Origin of the sequence: Maridesulfovibrio ferrireducens, assembly GCF_016342405.1 — a bacterium.
Classification (GTDB): Bacteria; Desulfobacterota; Desulfovibrionia; order Desulfovibrionales; family Desulfovibrionaceae; genus Maridesulfovibrio; species Maridesulfovibrio ferrireducens_A.
In genome coordinates this window covers 171,140-195,244 of record NZ_JAEINN010000005.1, presented here as the reverse complement: position 1 = coordinate 195,244, position 24,105 = coordinate 171,140, and the positions used below count along the sequence as shown (strand labels likewise).

At 40.9% G+C, this 24,105-nt stretch carries 18 protein-coding genes; 6 read left to right on the top strand and 12 right to left on the bottom strand.

From position 1 onward, the window contains the following. Window positions 1–105 precede the first annotated feature (105 nt). Window positions 106–513 carry a desulfoferrodoxin family protein gene (locus JEY82_RS07650; RefSeq protein WP_304084490.1) on the top strand — a complete coding sequence of 136 codons (408 nt, stop codon included), beginning with the start codon at window positions 106–108 and terminating at the stop codon, window positions 511–513. Between the two features lie 26 nt (window positions 514–539). Next, entirely contained in the window at window positions 540–1,922 is a 1,383-nt protein-coding gene (locus JEY82_RS07645) for an MBL fold metallo-hydrolase (RefSeq protein WP_304084489.1), read from the top strand. A 96-nt stretch (window positions 1,923–2,018) separates the two neighbouring features. On the opposite strand, the gene JEY82_RS07640 is transcribed toward JEY82_RS07645, so the two are convergent. The 11 genes from JEY82_RS07640 to JEY82_RS07590 all read right to left on the bottom strand — a co-directional run bounded on the left by JEY82_RS07640 (window position 2,019) and on the right by JEY82_RS07590 (window position 17,728). After that, entirely contained in the window at window positions 2,019–3,095 is a 1,077-nt protein-coding gene (locus JEY82_RS07640; protein ID WP_304084488.1) for an HDOD domain-containing protein, read from the bottom strand. Window positions 3,096–3,154: 59 nt separating this feature from the next. Then, entirely contained in the window at window positions 3,155–4,114 is a 960-nt protein-coding gene (locus tag JEY82_RS07635; RefSeq protein ID WP_304084487.1) for an NAD-dependent epimerase/dehydratase family protein, read from the bottom strand. A 21-nt stretch (window positions 4,115–4,135) separates the two neighbouring features. Next, window positions 4,136–5,506, bottom strand: coding sequence for an exopolysaccharide Pel transporter PelG (gene pelG, locus JEY82_RS07630; RefSeq protein WP_304084483.1), 1,371 nt, complete (start codon window positions 5,504–5,506; stop codon window positions 4,136–4,138). Between the two features lie 3 nt (window positions 5,507–5,509). Next, a complete protein-coding gene (gene pelF / locus JEY82_RS07625; RefSeq protein ID WP_304084481.1) occupies window positions 5,510–7,030 on the bottom strand; it encodes a GT4 family glycosyltransferase PelF in 1,521 nt (506 codons plus the stop codon). Further along, window positions 7,023–8,084, bottom strand: coding sequence for a HEAT repeat domain-containing protein (locus tag JEY82_RS07620; RefSeq protein ID WP_304084478.1), 1,062 nt, complete (start codon window positions 8,082–8,084; stop codon window positions 7,023–7,025). The genes pelF and JEY82_RS07620 overlap by 8 nt, the downstream gene beginning before the upstream one ends. Further along, window positions 8,065–9,474: a GAF domain-containing protein gene (locus JEY82_RS07615; RefSeq protein ID WP_304084476.1), complete on the bottom strand. Its 1,410-nt coding sequence runs from the start codon at window positions 9,472–9,474 to the stop codon at window positions 8,065–8,067. The genes JEY82_RS07620 and JEY82_RS07615 overlap by 20 nt, the downstream gene beginning before the upstream one ends. Before the next feature lie 27 nt (window positions 9,475–9,501). Beyond that, entirely contained in the window at window positions 9,502–11,424 is a 1,923-nt protein-coding gene (locus tag JEY82_RS07610; RefSeq protein WP_304084474.1) for an SPOR domain-containing protein, read from the bottom strand. A 2-nt stretch (window positions 11,425–11,426) separates the two neighbouring features. Beyond that, on the bottom strand, window positions 11,427–14,264 hold the full coding sequence (locus JEY82_RS07605; protein WP_304084472.1) for a tetratricopeptide repeat protein: 2,838 nt from the start codon (window positions 14,262–14,264) through the stop codon (window positions 11,427–11,429). Continuing rightward, the gene (locus JEY82_RS07600; protein WP_304084469.1) at window positions 14,261–16,345 is read right to left on the bottom strand and encodes a polysaccharide deacetylase; all 2,085 of its coding nucleotides are present in this window, start codon (window positions 16,343–16,345) and stop codon (window positions 14,261–14,263) included. Before JEY82_RS07600 ends, JEY82_RS07605 begins: the two co-directional genes overlap by 4 nt. After that, complete coding sequence (locus tag JEY82_RS07595; protein ID WP_304084466.1) at window positions 16,329–17,096, bottom strand: endo alpha-1,4 polygalactosaminidase; 768 nt, start codon at window positions 17,094–17,096, stop codon at window positions 16,329–16,331. Before JEY82_RS07595 ends, JEY82_RS07600 begins: the two co-directional genes overlap by 17 nt. 71 nt (window positions 17,097–17,167) lie before the next feature. Beyond that, the gene (locus JEY82_RS07590) at window positions 17,168–17,728 is read right to left on the bottom strand and encodes a GNA1162 family protein (protein WP_304084463.1); all 561 of its coding nucleotides are present in this window, start codon (window positions 17,726–17,728) and stop codon (window positions 17,168–17,170) included. A 356-nt stretch (window positions 17,729–18,084) separates the two neighbouring features. On the opposite strand from JEY82_RS07590, the gene JEY82_RS07585 reads away from it, so the two are divergent. Then, window positions 18,085–19,044: an MJ1477/TM1410 family putative glycoside hydrolase gene (locus JEY82_RS07585; protein ID WP_369681153.1), complete on the top strand. Its 960-nt coding sequence runs from the start codon at window positions 18,085–18,087 to the stop codon at window positions 19,042–19,044. A gap of 209 nt (window positions 19,045–19,253) precedes the next feature. Next, the gene (locus tag JEY82_RS07580) at window positions 19,254–19,778 is read left to right on the top strand and encodes an adenylyl-sulfate kinase (RefSeq protein WP_304084461.1); all 525 of its coding nucleotides are present in this window, start codon (window positions 19,254–19,256) and stop codon (window positions 19,776–19,778) included. A gap of 36 nt (window positions 19,779–19,814) precedes the next feature. Here JEY82_RS07580 and JEY82_RS07575 read toward each other — a convergent pair whose 3' ends face one another. Then, a complete protein-coding gene (locus JEY82_RS07575; RefSeq protein WP_304084460.1) occupies window positions 19,815–21,551 on the bottom strand; it encodes an HD family phosphohydrolase in 1,737 nt (578 codons plus the stop codon). A 498-nt stretch (window positions 21,552–22,049) separates the two neighbouring features. On the opposite strand from JEY82_RS07575, the gene JEY82_RS07570 reads away from it, so the two are divergent. Together JEY82_RS07570 and JEY82_RS07565 are read left to right on the top strand one after the other, a co-directional pair. Next, window positions 22,050–22,853, top strand: a complete 804-nt coding sequence (locus JEY82_RS07570) for a phosphatidate cytidylyltransferase (RefSeq protein WP_304084458.1) — start codon at window positions 22,050–22,052, stop codon at window positions 22,851–22,853. Window positions 22,854–22,901: 48 nt separating this feature from the next. Beyond that, entirely contained in the window at window positions 22,902–24,104 is a 1,203-nt protein-coding gene (locus JEY82_RS07565) for a 1-deoxy-D-xylulose-5-phosphate reductoisomerase (protein ID WP_304084455.1), read from the top strand. The last annotated feature ends 1 nt before the right edge of the window (window position 24,105 follow it).

Sequence of the window (24,105 nt, the reverse complement as noted above, 5' to 3'; positions counted from 1 at the left end):
AAAGAAAGTTTAGTAGCAAAAAAACATGAATATTTCAAAACTTCAATGATGGCGGTTATCCCCGTCTGAAAACTGAGTCTTAATACCTATAAAAGGAGTATACAAATGACCTCAAGAAGAAAATTCATGGCAGTGTCAGTGGCGGCAGTAGCAGGAACACTTCTGGCTGGCGGAAGCGCATCGGCGGAGGACGAACTCAAGTTTCCATACAATGTAGCCTTCACCCAAAAACACCAAGGTCATTGGAAAGGTAAAGCCGGAAGCCATGTTCCAGAAATAGAAGTCACTGATACGGAAATTATTATAACCACGCCGCATCCAATGTCTGAAAAACATTACATTGTACGCCACACTCTTGTTGATTCCAAAGGCAACCCGATTGGAGCTCACACATTTGCACCAACGGATAAATACGCTGTGTCCAGATATCCGCGCCCTTCAAAAGGAAAGAAATTTTATGCAACAAGCTTCTGTAATCTTCATGACTTATGGGTAGAAAAGTTTAAAATTTAACAGGTAATGCAGGAGAATACTTAATAATGTTTTTCAAACAGATAACCACCGAAGGGCTTGGTTGCTATTCATATGTTATAGGCTGTCCCGCAGCAGGACAGATGGCGATTGTCGATCCCAAACGGGATGTGCAGGAGTATCTGGATATTTCCCGTGAAGAGGGAATGAGAATTACTCATGTGATAAACACACACGTTCACGCTGACCATGTAGGCGGAGAACAAGAGCTTAAATCAATAACCGGAGCGGAGCTATTCATACATGAAAATGCAAAGGTAGCGTACCCTCATACTCCGCTTAAAGAAGGCGATACCATCACTATAGGCAGTGCCCAACTCGAGTTTCTACATACTCCCGGACACACACCTAATGCGATATCTATTCTTATAACAGATATGATGCGCGGTACTGATCCGTGGATGATTCTTACCGGAGACCTGCTTTTTGTCGGCGACATAGGACGCCCGGATCTGCCCGGAAATGAAATTCTGGATCAGCAGGTGGAGAACCTTTACCATAGCCTTTACGTAAAACTGGGAAAACTCCCCGATTATCTGGAAGTCTTTCCAGCGCATGGGCAAGGTTCCCTTTGCGGTAAAGGAATGAGCGCCAAACCCAGTACTACTCTGGGTTATGAACGACGCAACAATCCCATGCTGAAATTTGAATCTTTTGAAAAATTTAAAGAGGTGGTGCTTGAATCATTTCCGGCCCGTCCAAAATCATTCAGCCACATAATTGAAACAAACTTCAAAGGAGCTCCTCTTCTTGAAAGATGTCCTTTAGACAAAGCCATGAACCCTGAAAGGTTCAAACAGATAATGGACAACGGCGCCACTATTATAGATGTACGAGACGCAGCCGGATTCGGAGGATTCCATATTCCCGGCAGCATCAACATCGGCCTTGAAAAACAACTTGCGAACTGGGTTGGAATGGTCGTTGAACCAAATGCAGACTTGCTCTTGGTAGTCAATTCAAAACAAGACTATGACCGTATGTGCCTTGAGCTGCATCGCATTGGATATGACAACATATTCGGCTACCTTCTCGGCGGCATCAGTTCGTGGCTGCTTGCCGGCTATCCTGTAAAAAGTCTTGCGCAAAAATCCACCGGGGACTTGCGGGAAGCTATGCAGGATGACCGCGAATTCCTTTTGCTTGATGTTCGAACCCCAGGGGAATGGGATGCAGGGCATATCAAGGGAGCAATTCATAAACCCCTTACACAGGTGCTCGAAGAAGGATTAAAGACAGACAAAGATATTCCGGTAATTGTAATGTGCGGATCGGGATATCGCTCTAACATTGTCGGCAGCTATCTCCATAATAATGGACATAAGCAAGTGTGTTCCCTTGCCGGAGGAGCTTTGGCCTGGAGTCGATCCGGAAACGAAATGGTCAAATAAAAAATTCTAAAACAACAATTAGAAATGCCCGACATTATTCATGCCGGGCATTTTTAGTTCATCGTATCAATAATATAAAACAACAATTCTTATGATCTACTCAGGTTTTAATATTTCAAAAATGTCATCAATAAGTAATTCAAATTGAGGGATTAGTTCCTTAAACTGATCAATACTTATCCCGAGGTTATCCCATACAACTTCACTAACAGCCCCAAGAACAGACGAAACTCCAAGGTCATATCCTAATGCTCTGGCAACATAGTCAGCAATATGCACAACCCCTGCATCGGGATCATTTTGAGCTTTTTCAGGATTGTGATGACCGGCAGCCGCAACCACAAGAGTTTTTGGAAAGCTCCAATCTTTAATGATAACTCCACCAAGAATGGCATGATCAAAGCCTAACAATTTCCTTTCTGCACCATAGAGACTTTTTCCTTCTTGATTTGCTATACGCAGTAACTCAACAGCAAGGCTCTTCTCGCTTTCAAAAATAACATAAAGCCCTATGTCGTGGAGAAGACCGGAAACAAAAAAACGCTCTGGATCACCGAGGTTTGCCAAACGGGCAATTTCTTGAGCAATAATCCCACAAGCTATCGAGTGCTTCCAAAATCTTTCAGGTTCAAGAACGGCTACTTTAGAACGCTTGAACAAACTGAGGGACACTGTTCCGACAGCTAAAGACCCAGCCTGTTTAAAACCCAACAGAGCAACCGCCCTTGTAGGGGTATCTACCTCAGTTCTGAAACTGTACATAGCACTGTTGGCAAGGCGTAGAATTGCTGCGACAAGCTTGGGGTCCATGCTTATCACTTCAGCAAGATCATTGGCTGAACTTTCAGAATCATTAAGAACCTTTTGAATCTGAATCAAAACTTGAGGCAAAGACGGCAGAACAACTTTCTTTTTCAAAAAAGCTCTAGGCCCGTCAGGCTTCGTTCCATCCCAACGTTCAACAGATGCAAGATGAGGTTTTGTTTTATACTCATCCGGGTTGCTGATCATATCATGATAAATTCTTTCGGATGCCATTTTTTTAAGAATTTCTACAACTTCAAAATCATTATTAGACTTACTGAACAGTTTTTCAACATACTCATCAGCAGCTTCCTTAACTTCAGCATTAACGGGAATGTTTACTTCTGATTCAACGAGACTCTCAACCATTTTATAAACCTTTATTCTTTAATATAATTATATTTTATCAAGACAGTAATCTTTAATAGCTATTTACAGGACTTTGCCCATTCAATAGTTTTTTTTAAACCATCTTCAAAAGATACAGAAGAACTAAATCCCACTACTGAAATCTTACTTATATCTGCACGAGAATGTTTAATATCTCCTGCCCTTTCGGGCTTAAAAACAACATCAGAAGGTGCCAAGGTCAACGTGGAAACAGTCTCGGCCAACTGCAAAACTGAAATTCCGTGTCCAGTTCCTACATTGTAAATTCCGGTAAGAGGACCACGCCCCTCGAGATCAAGTCCGGCAGCAATTAAATAAGAATCAACAACATCAGATACATATAAAAAATCGCGAGACTGAGTGCCGTCGCCGAAGATAACCATATTTTTTCCAGCCAGACCGAAATCAACAAATCTTGAAATAACTCCGCTATACTGACTTGTCGGGTCCTGCCTTGGCCCAAAGATATTAAAAAAACGCAAAGAACATCCATACCCGCTTTTTTCGATCAGCGAAGAAGACTTATACTTCGCAACTCCATATGGACTTAAGCGCATAACCTCGTCAGTCGCATATTCTTCACGGACAGGAAGTCGCTCTTCATTGCCATATTCTGCGGCAGAACCGGCAAAAACAAAAGCTGACAACCCTAGCTTTGCGGACGACTCAAGCATTCTCTTGGTCGCGTCGAAGTTAACTTCCATCGTAAATTCAGGAACCTCAATAGAATAAGGAACACTCACTATAGCCGCCAACTGGAATATTATATCAAGCGCGGGATATGCTTCTTTTAAACTTTCAAGCAACCCTTTTTCGACAACAGAGACTTCGTGAAATTTAAAATCCGGATGATCCAAAAAATCACTCATATTGTGCACATATCCGGAAAATAAATTATCTACACCCACAACAAAATGACCTAGGTCAAGCAGTCGCTGAGTAAGGTGACTTCCTATAAAACCTGCACACCCTGTAACCAGACATGTTTTTTTATTCATAGAGCGGACTCCTTCATAATTTTAAATTATCGGCTGCCCAGCAAAAGTTATATACTCCAGATCTGTCACGCTTTTTGAGACAAAGTAATATGCACACATTAAAGAAATAAAACAGGAATAGCAGTAACCGTATCCGTAAAAAGTAAACCCTAATTTCATACTTAACAGAGTAAGACCCGCATTACTGAATAGAAATATCAAAGTTATCAGCAAAACCTCTTTCCGCAAATCAAAATAGAATAAAATAATCACAGCAACTGAGAGCATAACCTGCATCAATGAACCGATCAAAGCTATCTGCAAGAGTGGCTTTTGAATAGGAGAAAGCCCTACAATCGCAATAAAATCGGAAGCCATAAACAAACACAGAAGAGTTAACGATCCCTGAACGATTAAAATTTCACGCAAGCTTTCCTTAAGTATGATAACCATTCCTTTCTTCTCTTCCAAAATACTGGAAAGGTCTTTTTTTGAAATTATTTTTGCAAAATAATCATGATAATGCTCATAAAATTTAGTTTCAATTTTGACCAAAAAAATAGCTAAAGTCGGAACAATTGTTAAATAAGCAAAAAAGATCGGTCCTTCATACATATCATGAGTTCGCAAATAAGGAACCACCATTCTTGAATCAGGGGCAAACCAGAATAAAATTTTGTCTATCCATATTGCCAGATTAAAAAGCATACCGATCAACGCAAGTTCCCAATATTTTAAAAAATAGGACAGCATACCCAAATCCCACACCCGTCTGGCCGGAAACTCAGCCAAAAGCCTTGCCAGAAGCCAGAAATAAATAACAGCCTGCCCCAAAGTATATCCAAGTAAATACCCATCAAGCCCCATCAAAGGATAAAGCAGAAAGGCAACTCCTACGCTGATAGATGTACCAATGGCGAAGGCCTGCACAATACTGCGGAAATCTTTTACTGCGGAAAGAAAAATCATCGCCAGCCATATCATTGCAACAATCAGAAAGAGGACAACAGCTATAATCTTATACGTTATAGTTAATTCAAAGGTCCAAAGTCCTCCAATCCCGATAATAGAACCGACAATAAGCACAAGGATAGAACTGGAAAAAAAAGCTGTAAGGGTGAGTCGTTCTTCACCCAGATAGAACTTATCAGCAAGGTAACGAGTTACTACGAGTTGAATATATCCGACATAAACCAGCATAAAAGCATAAACATAAACAATAGTTGTCCTGAAAATTTCCTGATCGAGACGAGAAAAACCGGAATATGAATACAACCCTAGGATAGATAAACAGAGAACACTCATAAGCCACGGTCCGGATGAAACCATCGCAGCGTACAAGTAAGCCGACATCTCAGACAGATAACTGTCTTTGCCCAGCATTCGCCTTAATTCAAATCCGATTCCAGCCATCAGTTACTCCAAGTCTTCCATCTTCATATATTTGTGATAAATTTTTAAATATGTTTTGTTCAAATCAGATTCTTTATAGAATGTTTTTACCCGCTCAATGCCCGCCAATGACATTTTCTTTCTAAGGATAGGTTTTTGTAGAATTGTTAGAATAGCCTCTCCTGTCCCGATCGGATCTGCAACTTTTGTTACAATCCCGGAAGGACCAAGAGCTTTATCCGAAACAGTTCGCCCTTCAAGCAACTCCCGACACGAACCCACATCTGAAGCAACAGCAGGCACTCCGGCACAATTGGCTTCCATTATAACAAGCGGCTGAGCTTCACTTATGCTGGTCAGTACAATGACATCAAGTTTAGGCAGATAATCTGTAACCTTAACTTTTCCTGTAAACTCAATAACCTTTTCAATATGAAGCAACTTTACAAGGTTTACGCATTCTTCGTAATATTCTTCATCTTCCTCAGTCGGCCCCATTATATAAACTTTCAATTTCTCTATTTTTAGCGCAACAATTTTGCAGGCTCTGAGAAAAGTCTTCACATCTTTAATAGGCACAACTCTGCCGACAAAACCAACAGCGAATTCTGTCTGCCCTTTGTAATCATGATCTTCCGGTTTTAGTCCCAAAAAATTATCAAGACTGATCCCATTAGGAATTATCTTAATTTTAGCTGGATCAGCCCCTTCAAGAATTTCAAGCTGCTTATTACCTTCGTAAAGGGTATATATTTCTGAAGAATAGTCGTAACAAATCTTTCCAAGTTGCTCGAACATGCGAATCCAGAACGTTTGAATTGCTCCAAGCTTGCTGTCCACTCTGAATCTTTCATCTTTCTTATGATAAATCCATTCAGCCTGCGAAATTTCTATCTTACGCTCTTTCACGTAAATGCCATGCTCGGTAAGCAACAGAGGGCGACCGGTTGTAACTCTGGCTATAACGCCTAAAAGACCAGCATAACCTGTCGAGATAGTATGATAAACCTTTGCTTTAGGCAGAGTTATTGGAAGCATTTTAAAAATGGGAAGATGAGTAAAACGATATGTCCAGAAATAATCGATAAAAGACTCTTTATTCACATCAGGTTTATATATCTCAATAAGTAAATCCCAAGCCTTTTTACCATGCAACAACTCACTGAGCGGATATTTATCATCACGGAATAGATCAACAATTTCCGTCATAAAACCGATATCATACTTATCAAGATTGTAATGAAACTTCCTCAACTTCTGCATGTTTTTTTTGGAAATACTACTAAACGGACTTTTTTTATTATCAATCGGATCATGAAGATAAATAACTTTAAGGTCTACGAAGTTATCCGGAACTTCATATTTGTACTCTGCTTTTTCCTTAGATGTTGCCAAAATACAGATTGCTGTAAATGTCAGTTCAGGCATTCCCTTAATTAAATTATGAATCCAGCTTGATACACCACCGGAAACAAATGGATAAGTCCCCTCAAGAAGTAAACAAACGTCATATTCTTTTTCATTTTTATCATATTCATTATTCATACGCAGACTCTCCATTCATCCAAAAATCATACACAACTTTTTTAAATGGATCAGAAGATTCTAACTCCGGTTTCGCCCGCATAGTCTCAACTTCATGAAACAATGCAATAAAATTACCCATTTCAAAATAAGCTCTGCACATTCCCAAGCGGGATTCAAGTTCAAGCTTTGGATTACTCCTAGTGCTTTTATATATTTCAACTGCTTCAGAAAACCTCTGGCTCTCAATATAAATTTCTGCCAGCCTCATAAGATAATCAGTATTCTCAGGAACCATTTCAGAAGCAATCTTCCAGTTATCACAAGACGATTTCATTGATTGTTCCTGAATATTAATTTCTGGGAGACCGCTTTGAGCATATTTTCTATAGACAGACCCAAGCTCTGCGTAAGATTGTGCACTACCATATTTTTTAGTGCGTATCTCAGCTTTATCCAATGACTGAGCATAATCTTCTTCTAGGCGAGCAAGAGCGATATGTGCGTAAAAACGGACCTCTGCATTTTCATCTGACAGACTTTTTCTAAGTAATGAAACAGCCTCTGCCGACCCAATCCGCCTGAGCAGATTAACAGCGCCACGCTTCATTCCGACATCATCCCCGGCAAGAATATCCGCAATAGGATGAATATCCAATTCTTCATACAAAAAAACATTAATATCTTCGGGAAGATCAACATCTATACCGCTTCCCTCAAAAGCTTTTTCTTTATATTCCTCGGCAAGACCGTGACTTGTCATAAAAACTCTGGACATAAACAAAGTCATTGAAATACCCAAAAGTCCGATACCGGGCATGAAAAAAGTAAAAAGAGCTGCCAAGCGGGGATAATAATATCCGATCCCCGGCAAAGCTCTGGGCTTCGGCCTCGTAATAAAAAAAGATAATGCTGCAAAAGTATGCGACAAAACAGCAGCGTAGACAAAATAGGGAGATTCAGACCTGTTCACATAAAACCAGAACGCACCAGTTTCAAACCAATATGCAAATAAAAAGGCGGCAGCGAACCAAAGCCGCGCTGAAAGGATTATTTTACTCCGCGAATAAAACACTGACGACATCCTCTTCTACGGCTTTAACCATGTCCATAGGATCTTCCATACCCATAGAGTAGCCAGACACTCCGGCCCGAATCTCAACCAGACTTTCATCGGACTCAAATGCCATCATACTCAGCGCTCTAAACGCATTCAAAATATTCTTAACGACAACCCTTGCACCTGCCACCGGAGTTGTCGGCAAGACCAGAAAAAAAGAACCGGGCTTATCATTCAAAAACAAAATATCAATTTCGCGAATCTGATTTTTCAAAATCATACTGAAAGCCATCAAAACTTCTTCTCTACCATCATCCGAAGCATTTTCCATACTTGGAAATTCTAATAAAATTAGTGATAAATCCAGCTCATACCTGCGTGATCTTACAAATTCCTCACGCAATCTCCTTTTGAAATAATCATAAGTATAAGCATCAATCATTTCATCTGCGATGAGTTTATCTTTGGTCTCTTGAAATATTGTCGCGTTTTCAATACTGCTTCCGCACCAGTCGGCAACAAGTCCGGCAACTCGCACAGAGTCACTGTTAAATTTCATAAACGGCATTTTTTCGACATTCAGGACGCCGATAACATGTTTTTGATTATCTGCTAAAATCGGTGCGGAGATAATTATACCGCTCGGCATGCTTTCAGAATCTGCCACTTCTTTAATCGAAACTGTTTTTTTATCTTCAGCTGCCAATCCCATTAAACCTTCATAATAAGGGATTCTGTCAGGTAGCGAACTTCTCCCATGCCTTATCGCGGTATTCAGCTTAAATTCATCACCCTCGAGGGTATAAATAGAACAATCTTCGACACTCATAAACTCTATAAGAATCTCAAGAACCGCAGGAAAAATACTTTCCTGACTCAAAGTACGAAGACCTTGCGCAGCCTCATACAAAGTTCCCAAAGTGTTTTCCTGAGAAATAATTCTGGTATCAATTTCCTGCTTTGCTTCACTTAAGACATCAAATTTTATTTTTATTTTATTGAAGGCTTCCTTATAGGCATCGCGCTCTTCACTTAACAAACTATATTCTTTGATATTAAGTTCCCGCATTTCGCCAATCACAACACCCACAATAAAAAACAAAGCAGGCTTTCCCCACATGGAAAGACTTTTAAATTCAACAAGAGCAAGGTCCGGAATTGAAAGCAGTACAAATCCAAAATAGGCCACAGCTGTGATAAATCCCGCAAATGCTCCGCCACTGAACCCATAACGGGAAGCGGTAAGCAACACGATAATCCAATAGGGATGAGGAGACACGTTAATAAAACCTAGATCAGAGCGGAAAAAAATAAAATTAATAACAGTGAGTGTAATTACTCCTGTTAACACTTCAAAATACTTTGAGAGCTTATATTTTTTTACGACAGCATGAACCTTAAGCATTATTTGCAACCCGCTGAATAAATAATATTAGAAAACATAACTGATGCCACCAGTAATAGCCTGACTTTCACCTCCGCCAGCTAGCCCGGAATCACTGCTATACTCATATCCTGCGTTAAATTCCCATCGCTCACCCAGTCGCACAATCAAATTAGGAGAAGCAAAATAACTCGGAGAACTTTTAAACTCATCCTGTCTTATACCTCCGGCAACCTGAACCCCTATAGTCTCACAAAACCACTTACTAAAACTTGTGCTCAAAGTATGAATACTCTCATTTTGTACCAATGTAATCGGAGTATAATTTTCATCATCGTATTTAAAATGTGACCGATAATATGAATAGGATACATACAGTTCAGGATTATTCAAAAGCTTTCTTGTTAAAATAACATTATAAATACCTTTGGTCCCATACAATCTGTCATTATCCACAACATACTGACGAACCTGTCCGTTCATGAACAATCCCCAAGTGTCATTATAAAATCCGTCATACGTCAGCGAAACCTGATTATAACGACCTTTATAATTTGCTGCGGAAGGCTCATCAATCCACGGATTATTATAATCAACCAAAAATGAAACAGGACCGGAATCGTGAACCAGCCAGTCAAAACCAAGCGCTCCGGTAACCCCTTCTGCTGTCCCCTCAAAAGCACCGATGCCTAAAATTCCGGTAAATTTACGTGAAAAATCTCTGCGAAACAAAAAGACTGCACGGTTGATTGTTTTATCAACCTTCTCGATGCCATCCCCTTCAGGCCGATAAATCTGCGCAAAATCATAAATAAATTCGCCCCGCGTCAGGCTGTCTAGCTGCATAGAAAAATTCGTCTTCATTGAAGTTGTAATTGTGTCATTAGTCTGCAAATAAACTCGCGGAGTAAGGCCCAAGCGAGGTCTACGCTGCGTTAGAAGACCGGACAAAGCGCGACGCGCATCAACATTGTTAGGCTCGCGGTCAATCAGTTCGGAAAAACTCTCGATAGCTCCAAGCCAGTCTCCCCCTTCCTGACGCCCATATGCACTGGAAGACAACGCATCAGTATCTCCGGGGCGCAGCTGTAAAATATAATTAAGGGAAGCCTGTTGCTGAGCATAATCACCTGTAAGCAGTTTAAGACGTGCCGATTGACGCAAAGCTCCTGCGGCTACAGGGTCATCGTCAAGCCAACCTTGAAGCAGACTTTCGGCGTTGTTATATTCCTCATTATCAATCAGGGTAGAAATGTACTCTTCGCGCAAATCCATATCTTCGGGATAAATTTTAACCAACTTCTCATACAATCTAATTCCGTCATCTACATAACCGCGACGGACCATTATGCGCGCCAAAATGACTTCACGCTGACGCTGAGAAACGGCCCGCAACACATCATTCTGATCAATTTCATAAAAGAATTCTTCTGATCCGCCCTTTAAATCCTCTGGAATATTCCCATCCGCCGGACCAGTTTTAACAACATTTGGTCTGACCGGATCACCTACAAATGTTTTATCAGGTCTTAGAGGCAAAGGAGTATCAGGTGAAGTAGCCTTTCTTGCAGCGAGAAACCCTAAATTCATACTCTTAATCTGATAATCGAGATTCATCTTTTTCTTAAAAGAACGTCCGGAAGCTTTAGCTTGACTGCGTGTGGGATAATCTCCGATCTGAACAATATTCCACAAACGATATTTTGAATCAAAAAGCCTGACCATTACAGGCTTAAAACCAAGCTTTTGAAGATATGAATAAAAATTCCAAGCATTCTCTGCTCTCAAAAAAGATGAAATTCGAACAGTCCACACCCTCTTAGAACCGTATTTTTTTACAAAAGGACTATTTTGAGCTACGGATGTCGATGACACAATTCTTTCTTCAGCCTGAAGAAAAGAGGATAAGATCAACAGTTGCAAACATGCTACTGCCAAAATAAAAATTTTTAAGTCACGGACCTTTTTCAAAATTATTCCCTGTCGATTATCTTTTTAGCTTGAATGGATAGATTCTTTTGAACTTTCCCTTGTCTCTTTAATATCCGCTTCGCTCTTTTAAATTCCCTTACAGCATCACCCTCTCTGTTAACCAGCAAAAATATCTCTCCAAGCTGAAATCTGGCATCGGCATCATCCGGTACAATTCTATTATATGCCCGGAACTTGGCGATAGCCCTTTTATACTCATTTCGTTCAGTATAAATTATTGCTATCCCCTTTAGCGCAGTCTGGTTCTTTTTATCCACCCTGAGAGCTGATTCAAACAAATGAAAAGCCTCATCAATATGATTATTAAAGAGGGCCTCAGCTCCAAGCCTAGCCATAAAAATTCCATCCTTATTATGTTCACGTCCAAGCCTCTTATAAATTTCAGAGGCTTCGCGCCCGCGCCCAGCCTGATCATAAGCGGAAGCAAGCAAAAACCCTTCAAATCTTGGTAGAGTCCTAAGACGCGCATAAGGTTCAAGAATTTCCAAAGCCTTTTGCGGATCTTTTTCTTCAAGATATGCTCTGGCCAATTCTATCTTTTCACCCTGTGGAAGCACTCCCTGTATATACAAATCCTGCAACAGGATGATCCGCTTCGCATTCATTCCTGCAAGACCATAATTAAGAGCCAGTTCAAGCTTTAAATCAGTGTCACTCGTTTTGAGAGACAAAGCCCGTTCATAATAACCGACAGCCGTGGCATATTCGGCTGAGTCAGAATACCCTTTTGCGGCCTGTATTGCCAAAGAAAAACTACCCGGTTGCTCATCAGACATCTCACCGAAAAGCTTCGCAGATACCTTTGGCCGATTCGTCCAGCCTGCAAGCCTTGCCAAGTTTGCGCGGACCTTTTTATCTTTAGAATTCAACGAATAAATTTGATCATAAAGCCTGTAAGCTTCTTCGGTAAGTCCTGATTTATCTGCTAAATCAGCCCATTGAAGAAGCATTTCATACGTTTCGCCCTTTCTATCTGCAAACCGGACTATCAACTGTTTCGCTTTTTCCATGTCTCCGGCAGCAGCCCAGACTCCTGCGGCAAGCATTGCAACCTGTTCATCATAAGGTCTTAATTTAACCGCAGTTGTAGCCGCATCCCTAAAAATTTTGCTGTCAGCAGTAAAAGACGCCACCTGCATAAGCCTCATAACAGCTTCTTTCTCTCCGCCGGTCAGGACCGCAGCCTTTTTATAATAGGGGTAACCGTCAACCGGAGAATTCAGCCAAAGCATTATCTCCCCGGCCTGAGACAGAACTTTAATATTATCGGGCAACACCTTAGTTGCGTATCCGGCAGCCTCTTTTGCGGTTTTAATTTTCTGAGTTTCCGCAGCGGCAAGCAGCATACCTATAACGTCTTTCTCCTGCCCTTCTTTGCGAACGACTTTACGATATAATTGATATGATTTTAAAGGATTACCGGCATTCATCCAAGCCTCGGCCCCTTGGCGCATGAGTGAAATGTCATCCGGCTTAAAACGTAAGGCTAAATCGACGGTCTCTGCAACAAGCTTATCATCTCCTGTTGCTCCGGCAGCGTCCAACAGTCTGACATAATCTTCGATTTCACCGCCGGGCCCTTCAGCCACGGCCCTAAGCATTGCATATGCTTCGCGGGGACGATTAAGTCCGAGTAAAAGTTCAGCTCTTGTACGCTGATATTCAGGATCAGAAATATTAAGAGATTCAGTCTCTGCCACGACTTCTGCCATCAACTTTGTATCAGAACTATATAAAGCAGCTCTTAACATATCATGAGCATATTTGAATAAATTACCAATTTTATCTGCCAAATCACGAAAAAGAGCCACGGCCTGACCGAATTTTCCGGTCTGCATATACATATTCCCCAGATCTTCACGATGCTGGTTATTATCAGGCTCAATGCGCACCAACTGTTCCAATGAAAACTCAGCTAGATCATATCTGTTTAAACTCTGAGCCAACCAGACCATTTCTCTAAGCAATATGGTGCTATCCGGCTTAATCTTATATAATTTTTCCGCCAAATCCAAAGCAGCAGTATATTGCTGAGACCAGCCAAGAACTTTAACAAGTTGAATACGATTTTTTAATCCCTTCCCCGTTTCTTTATCCATATAAGAAGCAAAGGATAAAGCCTCTTCAATACGATCAACTTCAACATAATATTCAAGAGCATAAGTAACAAACTCTAAATAATTAATTTTCTCATTATCAGCTAGAGCAATTCTGAACTGCTCGCCTACTATAAAAATATGCCTGATAAGATAATCCTGATAGGGATCTTCTTTTTGTTCATCGTACTTTCCGGAGAGCCGGGCAACTTCTAGATTTATCCCTTTTTGAAAAACATCGGTAAATTCACGAGTTGACTGTAAATTGTTCAACTTTATAATCGCGCCGACTTCGTCATGAATCATGTTGTAAAAACGATAATACATAACCAGTTTTTCAAATGGCTTTTTATGTTTTGAACTTATTTTTGAGATCCTCTCCCATGTCTGCAAAGCCTCACGAGGCATAACATTCCATTCGTAAAACTGAACCAGTTTTTCAAGAACAGCAAGATCCTTCGGCTTAAATTCAAGAACTCTATTTAAACTGGCAATGGCCTTATCCGGCAATCCACGGACAAGATAAACATCCGCTCCTATAGTAAGCAGTTGCAGATCATCAGGATTTTCATCCAAAAGTGTCGAAATTAAATCAGAAGCCTTCGCTATCTCACCGCTTTTTAGATACAGCGGAACCATATCTCTCGGGAAAGGATAGATAAGAACGGTGGCTCCGATAATTATGAGCACAAATAAAAGTATTCGCCACAACTTGATATTCAAATCAGCGAAATCTCCAACGGTCCTGACGTTACATCCTGTAAAACAACCTCGCCGCCATTATTGCTGCGCACCTCTAATTCCGAAAAATTATTTCCGAGAACTTTATATGTCTGATCAGGTTTAAGGCCGCCTACTACAATTTTTCCTTTTCCAAAACATTCAAATATAAACCGCACTCCTCTTTGGGAATGCTGAAAATCTCTTATCCAACCTGAACCGTTTTTAATATATGCAAAGTTTGAATTCACTTTAAGGTTTGAAGATAATACAACTTCTGCCCGTTCTTTTCCCGGATTCAAATGCACAAATATTCCTTCCGGCTGAACATCATACCCGAGAACATTTTTACATCTGGAAAGATCTGGAACCTTATCAGCTCCGCCCAGTCGCAGAGAAAGACAATTCCCGTAATCAGTTACAACAAAGTTATCGGCATCTATAATTTCAATTTTGCCAGAAAGATATCCTTCGACCATTTTAATGTAGGCCGACGCATAAATGTTCGCACAGTCCTGCGCGACAACCCAATCGTAAACATCTTCCAGTGCTTTGAGAGACGCAAACTTTTCACCGCTGTAAAAATGATAATAAATATCGATTGGCATAATCCGGCGGGGTGATCCGGTCCGCTTCATGGTCTCCACAATATTGCGGAATCCGAAAAATGGACCTTCCCACAAATTCGTCAGGATATTCTCATTTGCCTGCCCTGTATAAATCTGACTTTCCTTACCAAGCTCTCTATAAAGAGGAGATACTCCGAAATATGAATTACGGCGGGCATCAAAAACAGTACCGCCGCCGTTCAGGTTAAGAATTCCGGCTTTCGTGGCAATTGCAACCTGATCCTCGGTTGGATCACACATTCCTGACCAAAAAAGCGTCTTACAAGGACGCGTAGGTGGAGCTAGATCAGTAGAAATATATTCACAGGAATCTACGATTTCATACTTTGCATTAAACTTATACCCGTCTTTCTCATACTGCCCGATAACAAAGCTGTCGGCGTAGTCAGGAGAATCTCTCAACTTTTCATTCCAAGCAAAAGGATGAGTATATGAATGAGAAGCCGGTTCAATATTCTCCATTTCAAAAAGAGTTCGCGCCAGTTCAACATTCGTCAGACTTCCCCTGACATCGGGGTTAATTTCTCCGGCAATTACTGATGCTGAATTCGGAAAGTCATAACGGGCAAAAATTCGCTCCATTATTATTTCACCGCAATTCTTGTTTTTATCAATTTCAGTATACCCGGCAAAACCGTCGCCATCGATATGAGCAAATGCGACTCTAAGACCATTCAGAGTAGTAGGAGTCAAAGCAGGTAATCCAGTAAGATCCAAAGATTGTTTTAAGAATTCAAAAGGATTTAAATACCACTGCTTAAGATAATTAACAGGATCCTGCCAGCGTATGTATCCATCAAGAGCAAAACCTCCGTTCGGACTGACACCAACAACACAGCCTTCAGAATCAGGCTTACCCTTAATCTTTACAGTCACCCACGATTTGGCTTGCTCATCAGCGGGAACAATAGGGATATATCTGGAAGGGAAAAGAGATAATTTGCGCTCAAAATTCATCTGCTTTTGATCAACATAATCGTACAAAAGGCGAGTACGGGCGTTGGTGGCATTGCCCTGCCATGAAAAACCTAAATTGGAATAAACTTTCTTTATCAAAGCAGAATCAACGTTTTTATCATTAAGATCCCGCCTCGCACCAATATTACCTGCAATAATAACTTTGCGATTATTTTTTTGCTGCTTAATAAGCCAATTCAGATACTCTTCCGGTTCCACCATTATCTCATCTGAAAAAGTAGTAAAAACTCCCAGATATTGTTCCATTTCCTTCTCGTCAGGAAGCGGACGCTTATTTATATCGCGAATCTCGTACAGGATTCCGAAATAATTAAGCGGCATGGCAAATCCTTCTACAAAAAGATTTGATCTGGCCGTCCGCTCTTCTGCACCATTATAAAAAACCAGAACTTTACGCTTGAGCGGAGCCGCATGACTCGCCGGAACAGCGACAGAAACAGAGATCATAAGAAGAATAAAACTAAGGAGCAGGCGCATAGGTATTAACCTGATTAAGTTCAGGGGTGCTGACATAGGGCACGAATCCTTGTTTGCGTGAAAAGTCATAGGCCTTATCAATATTCTTCACATCATCAAAAGGAACATAATCCAGGCTCAGAACCACAAGTTTACGATTATTTTTCAAGGCTGCTCGTGCCTTGGAAATCAAAAAATCACGATCTTTTTCCGTTACATCACTTCTGATCTGCGTACCGATATCCATGGAACTGCTAAGCCCTTCAATCAGAAAATAATCAACATATGGTCCGGATCTCTGAATAATATCAAATCCGCGATTCTGGCAAAGAAGCAGCTTAGGATAATGCTTTCGGATGTCTTTTATCAATTCCACCGAGCTACGCTCAGTCCCTTTATAGGTATCAGGGTCTCGCCTCTGCATATCAATCGGAGAATCCAGCGTGTCAAAAAAAAGACCGTCATATCCGGCCTTGAGCGCATCAGGGATAATCTGCTCAAAAAGCATTTTTTTCCATTCAGGACGGCGGATATCAACAACCCATGAATTCCAGTTCTCATTATAACTGACAAGCAATCCTGATTTTGCGGCTTCAGCGTAATAAGGACTGTCCGCATGCACTTCACCAAGACTCACGTATACAAGACATTTAACACCGGCCTTGCGCAAAGGAACCGGATTTTGACCACCAACGGCTAAAACAACAAGATCGAACCGGGCTAATTCCTCAGTCTTATCCTGCTGTCCATAATAACAACTCCATGTCGACACCTGATTTTTGCTTTTACCAAAAGCAAAGGTACTACCGAACAATGAAAATGATATTAACACCACGAGAAAAACTATTGAGCCGGAACAGAGGCCATTGAAGCGACTATTTCTGTCAAGGCTTCCTGAGCTACGCTGTTTAAAGATTCTGTGCATCCGAAAAAGCAACCTCCACTCTTAGATACAGATGAAGCCCAAAGAACTTTCCCTGAAGAGACATCAATCATTCTGAGGTTTATTCCAACAGTTGGGCTTTGATTTACGCCGCGTTTGTACTGATATTCAGATACCGAACCGTAAATAATGGTATCAACACCAAGACGGGTTCCGACTTTTTGAGCCACTACATCTTCCATTACAAATTCCAGATCATCATCTTCCCCTTTCACGCGTTTGAGCATGTCTGTAGATTCCATCAGGTCAAACTTCGTGGAAGAATACAGCTCTGTTGAGAGCAAATCACCGACCATCCGTCCGGCATTCGGTGTCGTGGTCAAATTAACCAGAGGAAGAACAGCGGCATGACGAGCTTCACTAGCAATACCTTGAGGCTGAACATATCCTTTCATGTATGATCCGGAACACCCCGCAAGAATCATGACCAAAAACATCACGGCAAATAAAGATCTTTTCACTTTTACCCCTCCTAACTCCAAGTCAAAGATTAAGTATTTAGAATCTCTTATGAGATTAAAATATGTTTTAATAAAAATAACTGCTTACATAAAATATCTGCCAAACATTCTAACTGATACCAATAAAGTGATAACTATAATTCAATCAAGCAAATATAAACTTTGTAATAACTAATAAACCTTAATGATTACAATGAAAAGAAATTTTCAATCTTTTAAGCCTCTCCATCGCACTTTTATAAAGAAGCAACAAGGATCTTACTTTTATTTTCCACAATGAAATGCTACAATTTTCTGTAATATCAAATTATAAATATAGTTCCATGTAGAGTAACAGCAGGAATCAACATAACATTATGAAATTTAAATATCTATTTACGGCACTCATACTTATGACAATAACTTCATGCACAGCAAAGCAACCTGAAAGCCCCCAAAAGGCACCCTTGAAGCAAACTATTCACAAAGCACAAAAAGATATTACAAGCTGGGCTTACTGGCTGCAAGCTCCATCTATTGCTGGGTTGGCTGAATCACCATACGATTTAATTGTGATGGATTACTCGGCAGATGGAACCGACAGCAAAAAATTCACAACTAAAGACATTTCCGTTCTTCACAAATTCGACAAGACGGTCCTCTGCTATTTTTCCATTGGTGAAGCTGAAGAATACAGATTTTACTGGCAGAATAAATGGAAGGATAATCCTCCGAATTTTCTCGGGCCGGAAAACCCGGACTGGCCTGCAAATTATAAAGTGCGCTATTGGCGCGAGGATTGGTGGGAAACAGGACTGCGCCCATATCTGGACCGCATCTTAGAAGCAGGATTTGACGGAGTTTACTTGGACATTATAGATGGATACTGGTTCTGGCATGAACAGGGTGTAGACATAGAATCCGCAGCAGATGACATGGTCAAACTAATTAAAAGAATTGCTGACTACTGCCGTGCAAAATCAGGTAAAGATTTTATTATCTGCCCTCAGAACGGGCTGGGAGTAATTGCCGACTGTTCACCTGTCTACCGCGATGTATATTTCAAAACAGTAAACATGGTCGGTCTGGAAAGTCTGCTGACCAATGTTTTCAGCAAAGAAGATCAAAATTACAGACTTAGTTTGGCAAAAGAACTTTCTGATTCAGGGATAACTATTCTTGATGTAGAATACATCAAAGAAGATCAATATCCCAATTATCTGAAAAAAGTTAAAGCTCTGAACTTTCCGATCATTCCCTACGGGGCAACGCCGGACGCAGCTCTCGACACACTGACTGACTTTGACCGATATCGCAGAGGAAATAAAGGCGACTAAGTCAAATAATATTTACAACTGAACTTTACTATATATCCTCTATTTTTTAGGACTGTTAAAAACCGTATTATTAGAATCCTCTCTGGACAAAAAGACTTTCTCTGAAGTACCCCTTGCGGGTCACAGTATACCATACATTGGCTTCTGCCATAACTCCGCCGTCAACAGCCGGCGGAGTTATAATAAATGAAAAAATTCTGGAGATGTAAATGTTTTGTGAGCCTTTTTCTCTCTGGCTTATGGGGCCGACTTCTGCAGGAAAGACCACACTGGCGATTGCTTTAATCAAAAGGCTAAAAGATGAAGGAATTTCGGTCATACATATCGATGGAGATGAAGTTCGAAATCTTTTCGGCGAAAATCATGGGTTTTCAAAAAATGAACGATTACGAGTAGTACAGGCTTGTTTTTTTATTACAAAAAAAGCCAGAGATGCAAATGTTTCAACAATCACCTCCGCTCTTACCGCTGGAGACGAAGCCAGATGTCTTATAAGCAAACAAAAACATAAAATTACCGTAGGTTATATTAATTGCCCAATCGAAATTTGTGCTGAACGAGACCCTAAAGGCCTATATGAGAAGGCAAAAAAAGGAATAATTGATACTCTTGTAGGATACAACTCTGAGTATAAAGCTCCTGAGAACCCCGATTTTATAATTAACACAGCACACGTCACGATAGACGAATCAGTAGAAGAAATTCTTAGAAACTTAAAAAGAAAGGTCGGTTAATAAGCGGCTTGATAACTGGAAAAAATAGCATTGGTATTAATCTTCTTCAATCTGCGAGGGGTCCAGCTCGGCTTTTGCGTATTCCATATATAACCCTGAATCGAGGAAAAGCTTATACACATCAGAATCAATATGCCTGTCCTTCTCCATAAACCCGAGTATTTTAATTGCCTGAGAAAGTTTCATAGGTTTTTTATATGGCCTGTCTTTAGCTGTAAGCGCTTCAAAGATATCGGCTACCGCCATAATTCGCGATTGCAAGGAGAGTTCCTTTTCCGCCAGCCCTTTCGGATATCCTGAACCGTCAACTTTTTCATGATGCCCAGCGGCATACTCAGGCACGCACGATAATCTCTTGGGAAAAGGAAGCCTTGAAAGCATTTCATATGTAATAGCTGCATGACTTTCTATAACCTTGCGTTCACGATCTGTCAGAGTCCCTTTACGTATGCACAGATTGGTAACTTCATCATCACTCAACCAGTTAAAAGACTCTCCTCCGCTCTCGTAAGTACGCGCCGCAATTTCGCGAACCCTTGCAATCCTTTCATCAGTCATGAATTCATTAGGGATATTGCAGGAAGCAATAAATTTCCTGTCATCTTCGAGCTGTTCCAGTTCAACAGCATATCGCATTTCAATTGCAGAAATTTTATTAGTCCCGGCTCCGTTGGACAAAACTTGAACAACTTCTTCAAGCTGCCTGTTTTTCACAAGTTCAGAAATCAACCTGAACCGGTTATCGACAAGCTCTGAACGGTCATAAATAGTCTGAAGTTTAGTAGACTTATCTACCACATGCTCAGGAATAGAAATTTTTCCTACATCGTGCATCCAAGCCGCAAGCTTCAACTCTTCCAGTTCATCTACGGTAAACTGCATATCTGCGAACTTGCCTTCAGTTGCTCTGTTAACAGTTTCAGCTATCATCATAGTAAGATCCACAACCCGCTCAATATGCCCGTTAGTATAAGGAGACTTTGCATCAATAGCCGCGGCAATACTCTGGATAACAGAATAAAGAAGATCTTTAAGGCCCTGAATGAGCTGAGCATTTGTGAGAGCAATGGCGGCTTGTGAAGCAAGAGAACCCACGATATCTACAACATCTGTTGAAAATTCAACGACTTTTTCGTTACTATCAAGAGCATTAAGAAGCTGCAAAACACCGATTATATCCTGTTCGTGATTTTTTAGAGCCAGAACAAGCATCGATTTTGAACGATATCCGGTTGCGGCATCATACTTTCGCGGCCCGGTAAAATCGAACCCTTCAGCTTCATAAACATCTGCAATATTGACAGTTTCACCGGTCAGGGCACAATAAGCGGAAACGTGAGATTTATTAGGAGTATTGCCGGAGGTATAAAGAGGAACAGGTGGCAAAGTTATTTCATTACCGCTGGTGCCGCCCATGCGCACATTCATAGTGTCATTCTGAAGGATGGAAAATTCAAGCTTCCGGTTATTTTTATCCACAATATAAAGAGTCCCGGCATCGGCTTTTGTCAAAACACGGGCTTCATCAACTATCATTTCTAAAAGACGCTCAAGCCTTGTTTCCCCGGAAAGAGCCAGACCTATCTCAGTAAGCCTGTCCACAAGATCCATCTGCTCACCGAACATACTTGAAACAGCTGAAAGAACGGGTTTAGTAAGATCTTTCAACGCCTTCTGACACGTGACGCACTGAGTCTCTTCTATCATGTCATTAAGAATTTTCTCAATGGCTGTAGCGCCCGTCACATTTATTTTGGCAATCTTCTTTTTCAAAACATCCCCCACGCTGGTATCCCCCTGTGCAGCAACATAAAGTCATCAGCTAATACTTAAACATACTGCATAGAAACCAGCTACTCAACTCTTTTTATTATATGATTAAAATATCATAAATATTTACGTTATCATATAACTTCGTATAGATAGCTGGTAAACTTTTATTAAACTTATTCATATAGATTCAATCTACTTACGTTAATCAATATAAACACACCTGATTCTATCAGATTTAGCTGCTATTAAAATTTTTATTTTCATTATGCTCTAACTAATCTTTAAAAAGGAGGTTCTACGGGTTGCCCGATACCTATTAATGAATTATAATTATGCAGTTTTTTATGAATGTTAATCGAACTTGAACACCAAAAAACTGATTAATTTTTTATTTTTGATACATAAAAAAACCGCTTAAATGCAAATAATATCCAAAAAAAACAATACAAAAATAATCTTTCCAGCACGAATTCATTGGAAATTTTAACAGAGGATTTCATGACCTTAAGCACCTTGCAGCAGCGGATTATAACCTCAGTACTTCTTGTCTTTGCTCTTTTTCTCGCATTATACTTAGGAGGATACGTCCTCATGGGAGCAGTGACTGTTTTCTCAGTTGTAGCGCTCCACGAATTTTATTCCATGTTCTGGAAGGAAAACTCCCGCACTTTTTCAAAAATAATCGGCATGATTTCAGGAGCCGCAATAATTTTGACTGCGGCTTTAGCTTCCCCCACATGGGTAATAATTTTATTACTCGCCCTTTTCTGGATATTTAATTTAAAATTTCTTTTCTCGTACAGCGCCACCCCGGGCAGAGCCTCATACAACGACTCCCTGATTCTTTTTTCCGGGCTGATATACATCCCTTTGACTCTTCAGTTTTTAACTTCCATGAACAGCTGGGAAATACTTTTTGTTCTCCTTTCATCCTCTGCCTCTGACACCGTAGCTTTTTACGCCGGAACTTATTTCGGCAAGAAAAAAATATGGCCGCGTATCAGTCCTAAAAAATCATGGGCAGGATCAATCGGAGGCTTTATTGCCTGTATTATCTGTTGCACTGTATACGGAAGATATTTAGGCAACGCATCAATCCTTTCATGGGTTATCCTTGCCGCATCTTTAAACATAGCTTCTCAAATGGGAGACTTCTTTGAATCCGCACTCAAGCGGAAACTCGACGTTAAAGATTCAGGAAAAATTCTTCCGGGACACGGCGGAGTTTTAGACCGAATAGACAGTCTTGTCCTTGCGCTCCCCGTGTATATTCTGGCAAGACAGTTACACGCCTTTTTCTAAACAGAGCCTAAAAACTTTCAGCTCACAAAACACGACGGAATTAAGATTTTGAAAACTTACATATCTCCATGGCCTGCAACTGCGCAACTTCCAGCGTTCCCGAGAACTATTTCTATTCTGGGTTGCACAGGCTCAATCGGAACAAGCACTCTAAAAGTAATTGAACAGCATCCAGATCTTTTTAAAATCACAGCACTTGCCGGCGGAAGAAATGCTTCTTTACTGGCAAAACAGGCTATCAAGCACCGCCCTGCTTATCTCGCTGTTCTTACGGATGAGATAGCTAAAGAACTCAAAACACTGCTTCCCGCTGATTACAAACCTGAAATTCTGACAGGGCCTTCGGCTTACGTGACCTTGGCATCTCTTGATGAAGTTTCACTTGTTCTCTCTTCAATCGTCGGCGCCGCCGGATTTGAGCCTACTCTTGCAGCGGCTAAAAAAGGCAAAATGATTGCCCTCGCCAACAAGGAATCTCTGGTTCTGGGTGGACACATTATCCGAGCTACCTGCCATGCAACAGGTGCAACAATTCTACCCGTAGATTCTGAACACAATGCTCTATTTCAAGGCCTTGCAGGTCATAACGGCGCGGATGTAAGCAGACTTATTCTAACAGCTTCCGGCGGACCTTTCCGCGGCAAGAGTAAAGAATTTCTGAAAACTGTCACCCGTGAACAGGCTCTGAACCACCCCAACTGGGACATGGGCGCAAAAATCAGCATTGACTCCGCGACCCTTATGAATAAAGGTCTCGAGGTTATTGAAGCTTGTCATTTATATGGTCTGCCGCCGGAACAGATTGATGTTGTTGTTCACCCGCAAAGTATTATCCATTCGCTTGTAGAGTATGTTGACGGTTCACAGTTAGGCCATTTAGGGCTTCCTAATATGCAGATTCCAATTGCATACAGCATCTGCTTCCCCAAGATAGTTCCACTGGACTTAAAACCTCTGAATCTTGCAGAAATAGGAACTTTAACTTTCGAAAAACCGGATCTTGAAGTTTTTCCCTGCCTGAAACTGGCAGCTGAGGCTTTTTCTGCAGGACAAAGCCACCCTATCGTTCTGAATGCTGCTAATGAAGTAGCTGTTGATCTCTTTCTGCACGAAAAAATAGGATTCACGGACATCCCTTCAATAATAGGCTCAGCTCTGGAACGACATATATCCTGCGACGTAAGTGAAGCAGGAGCGGTTCTGGAACTTGATGTCAAAACCAGACGCGATGTTATGAACTCTATCGCTTAAG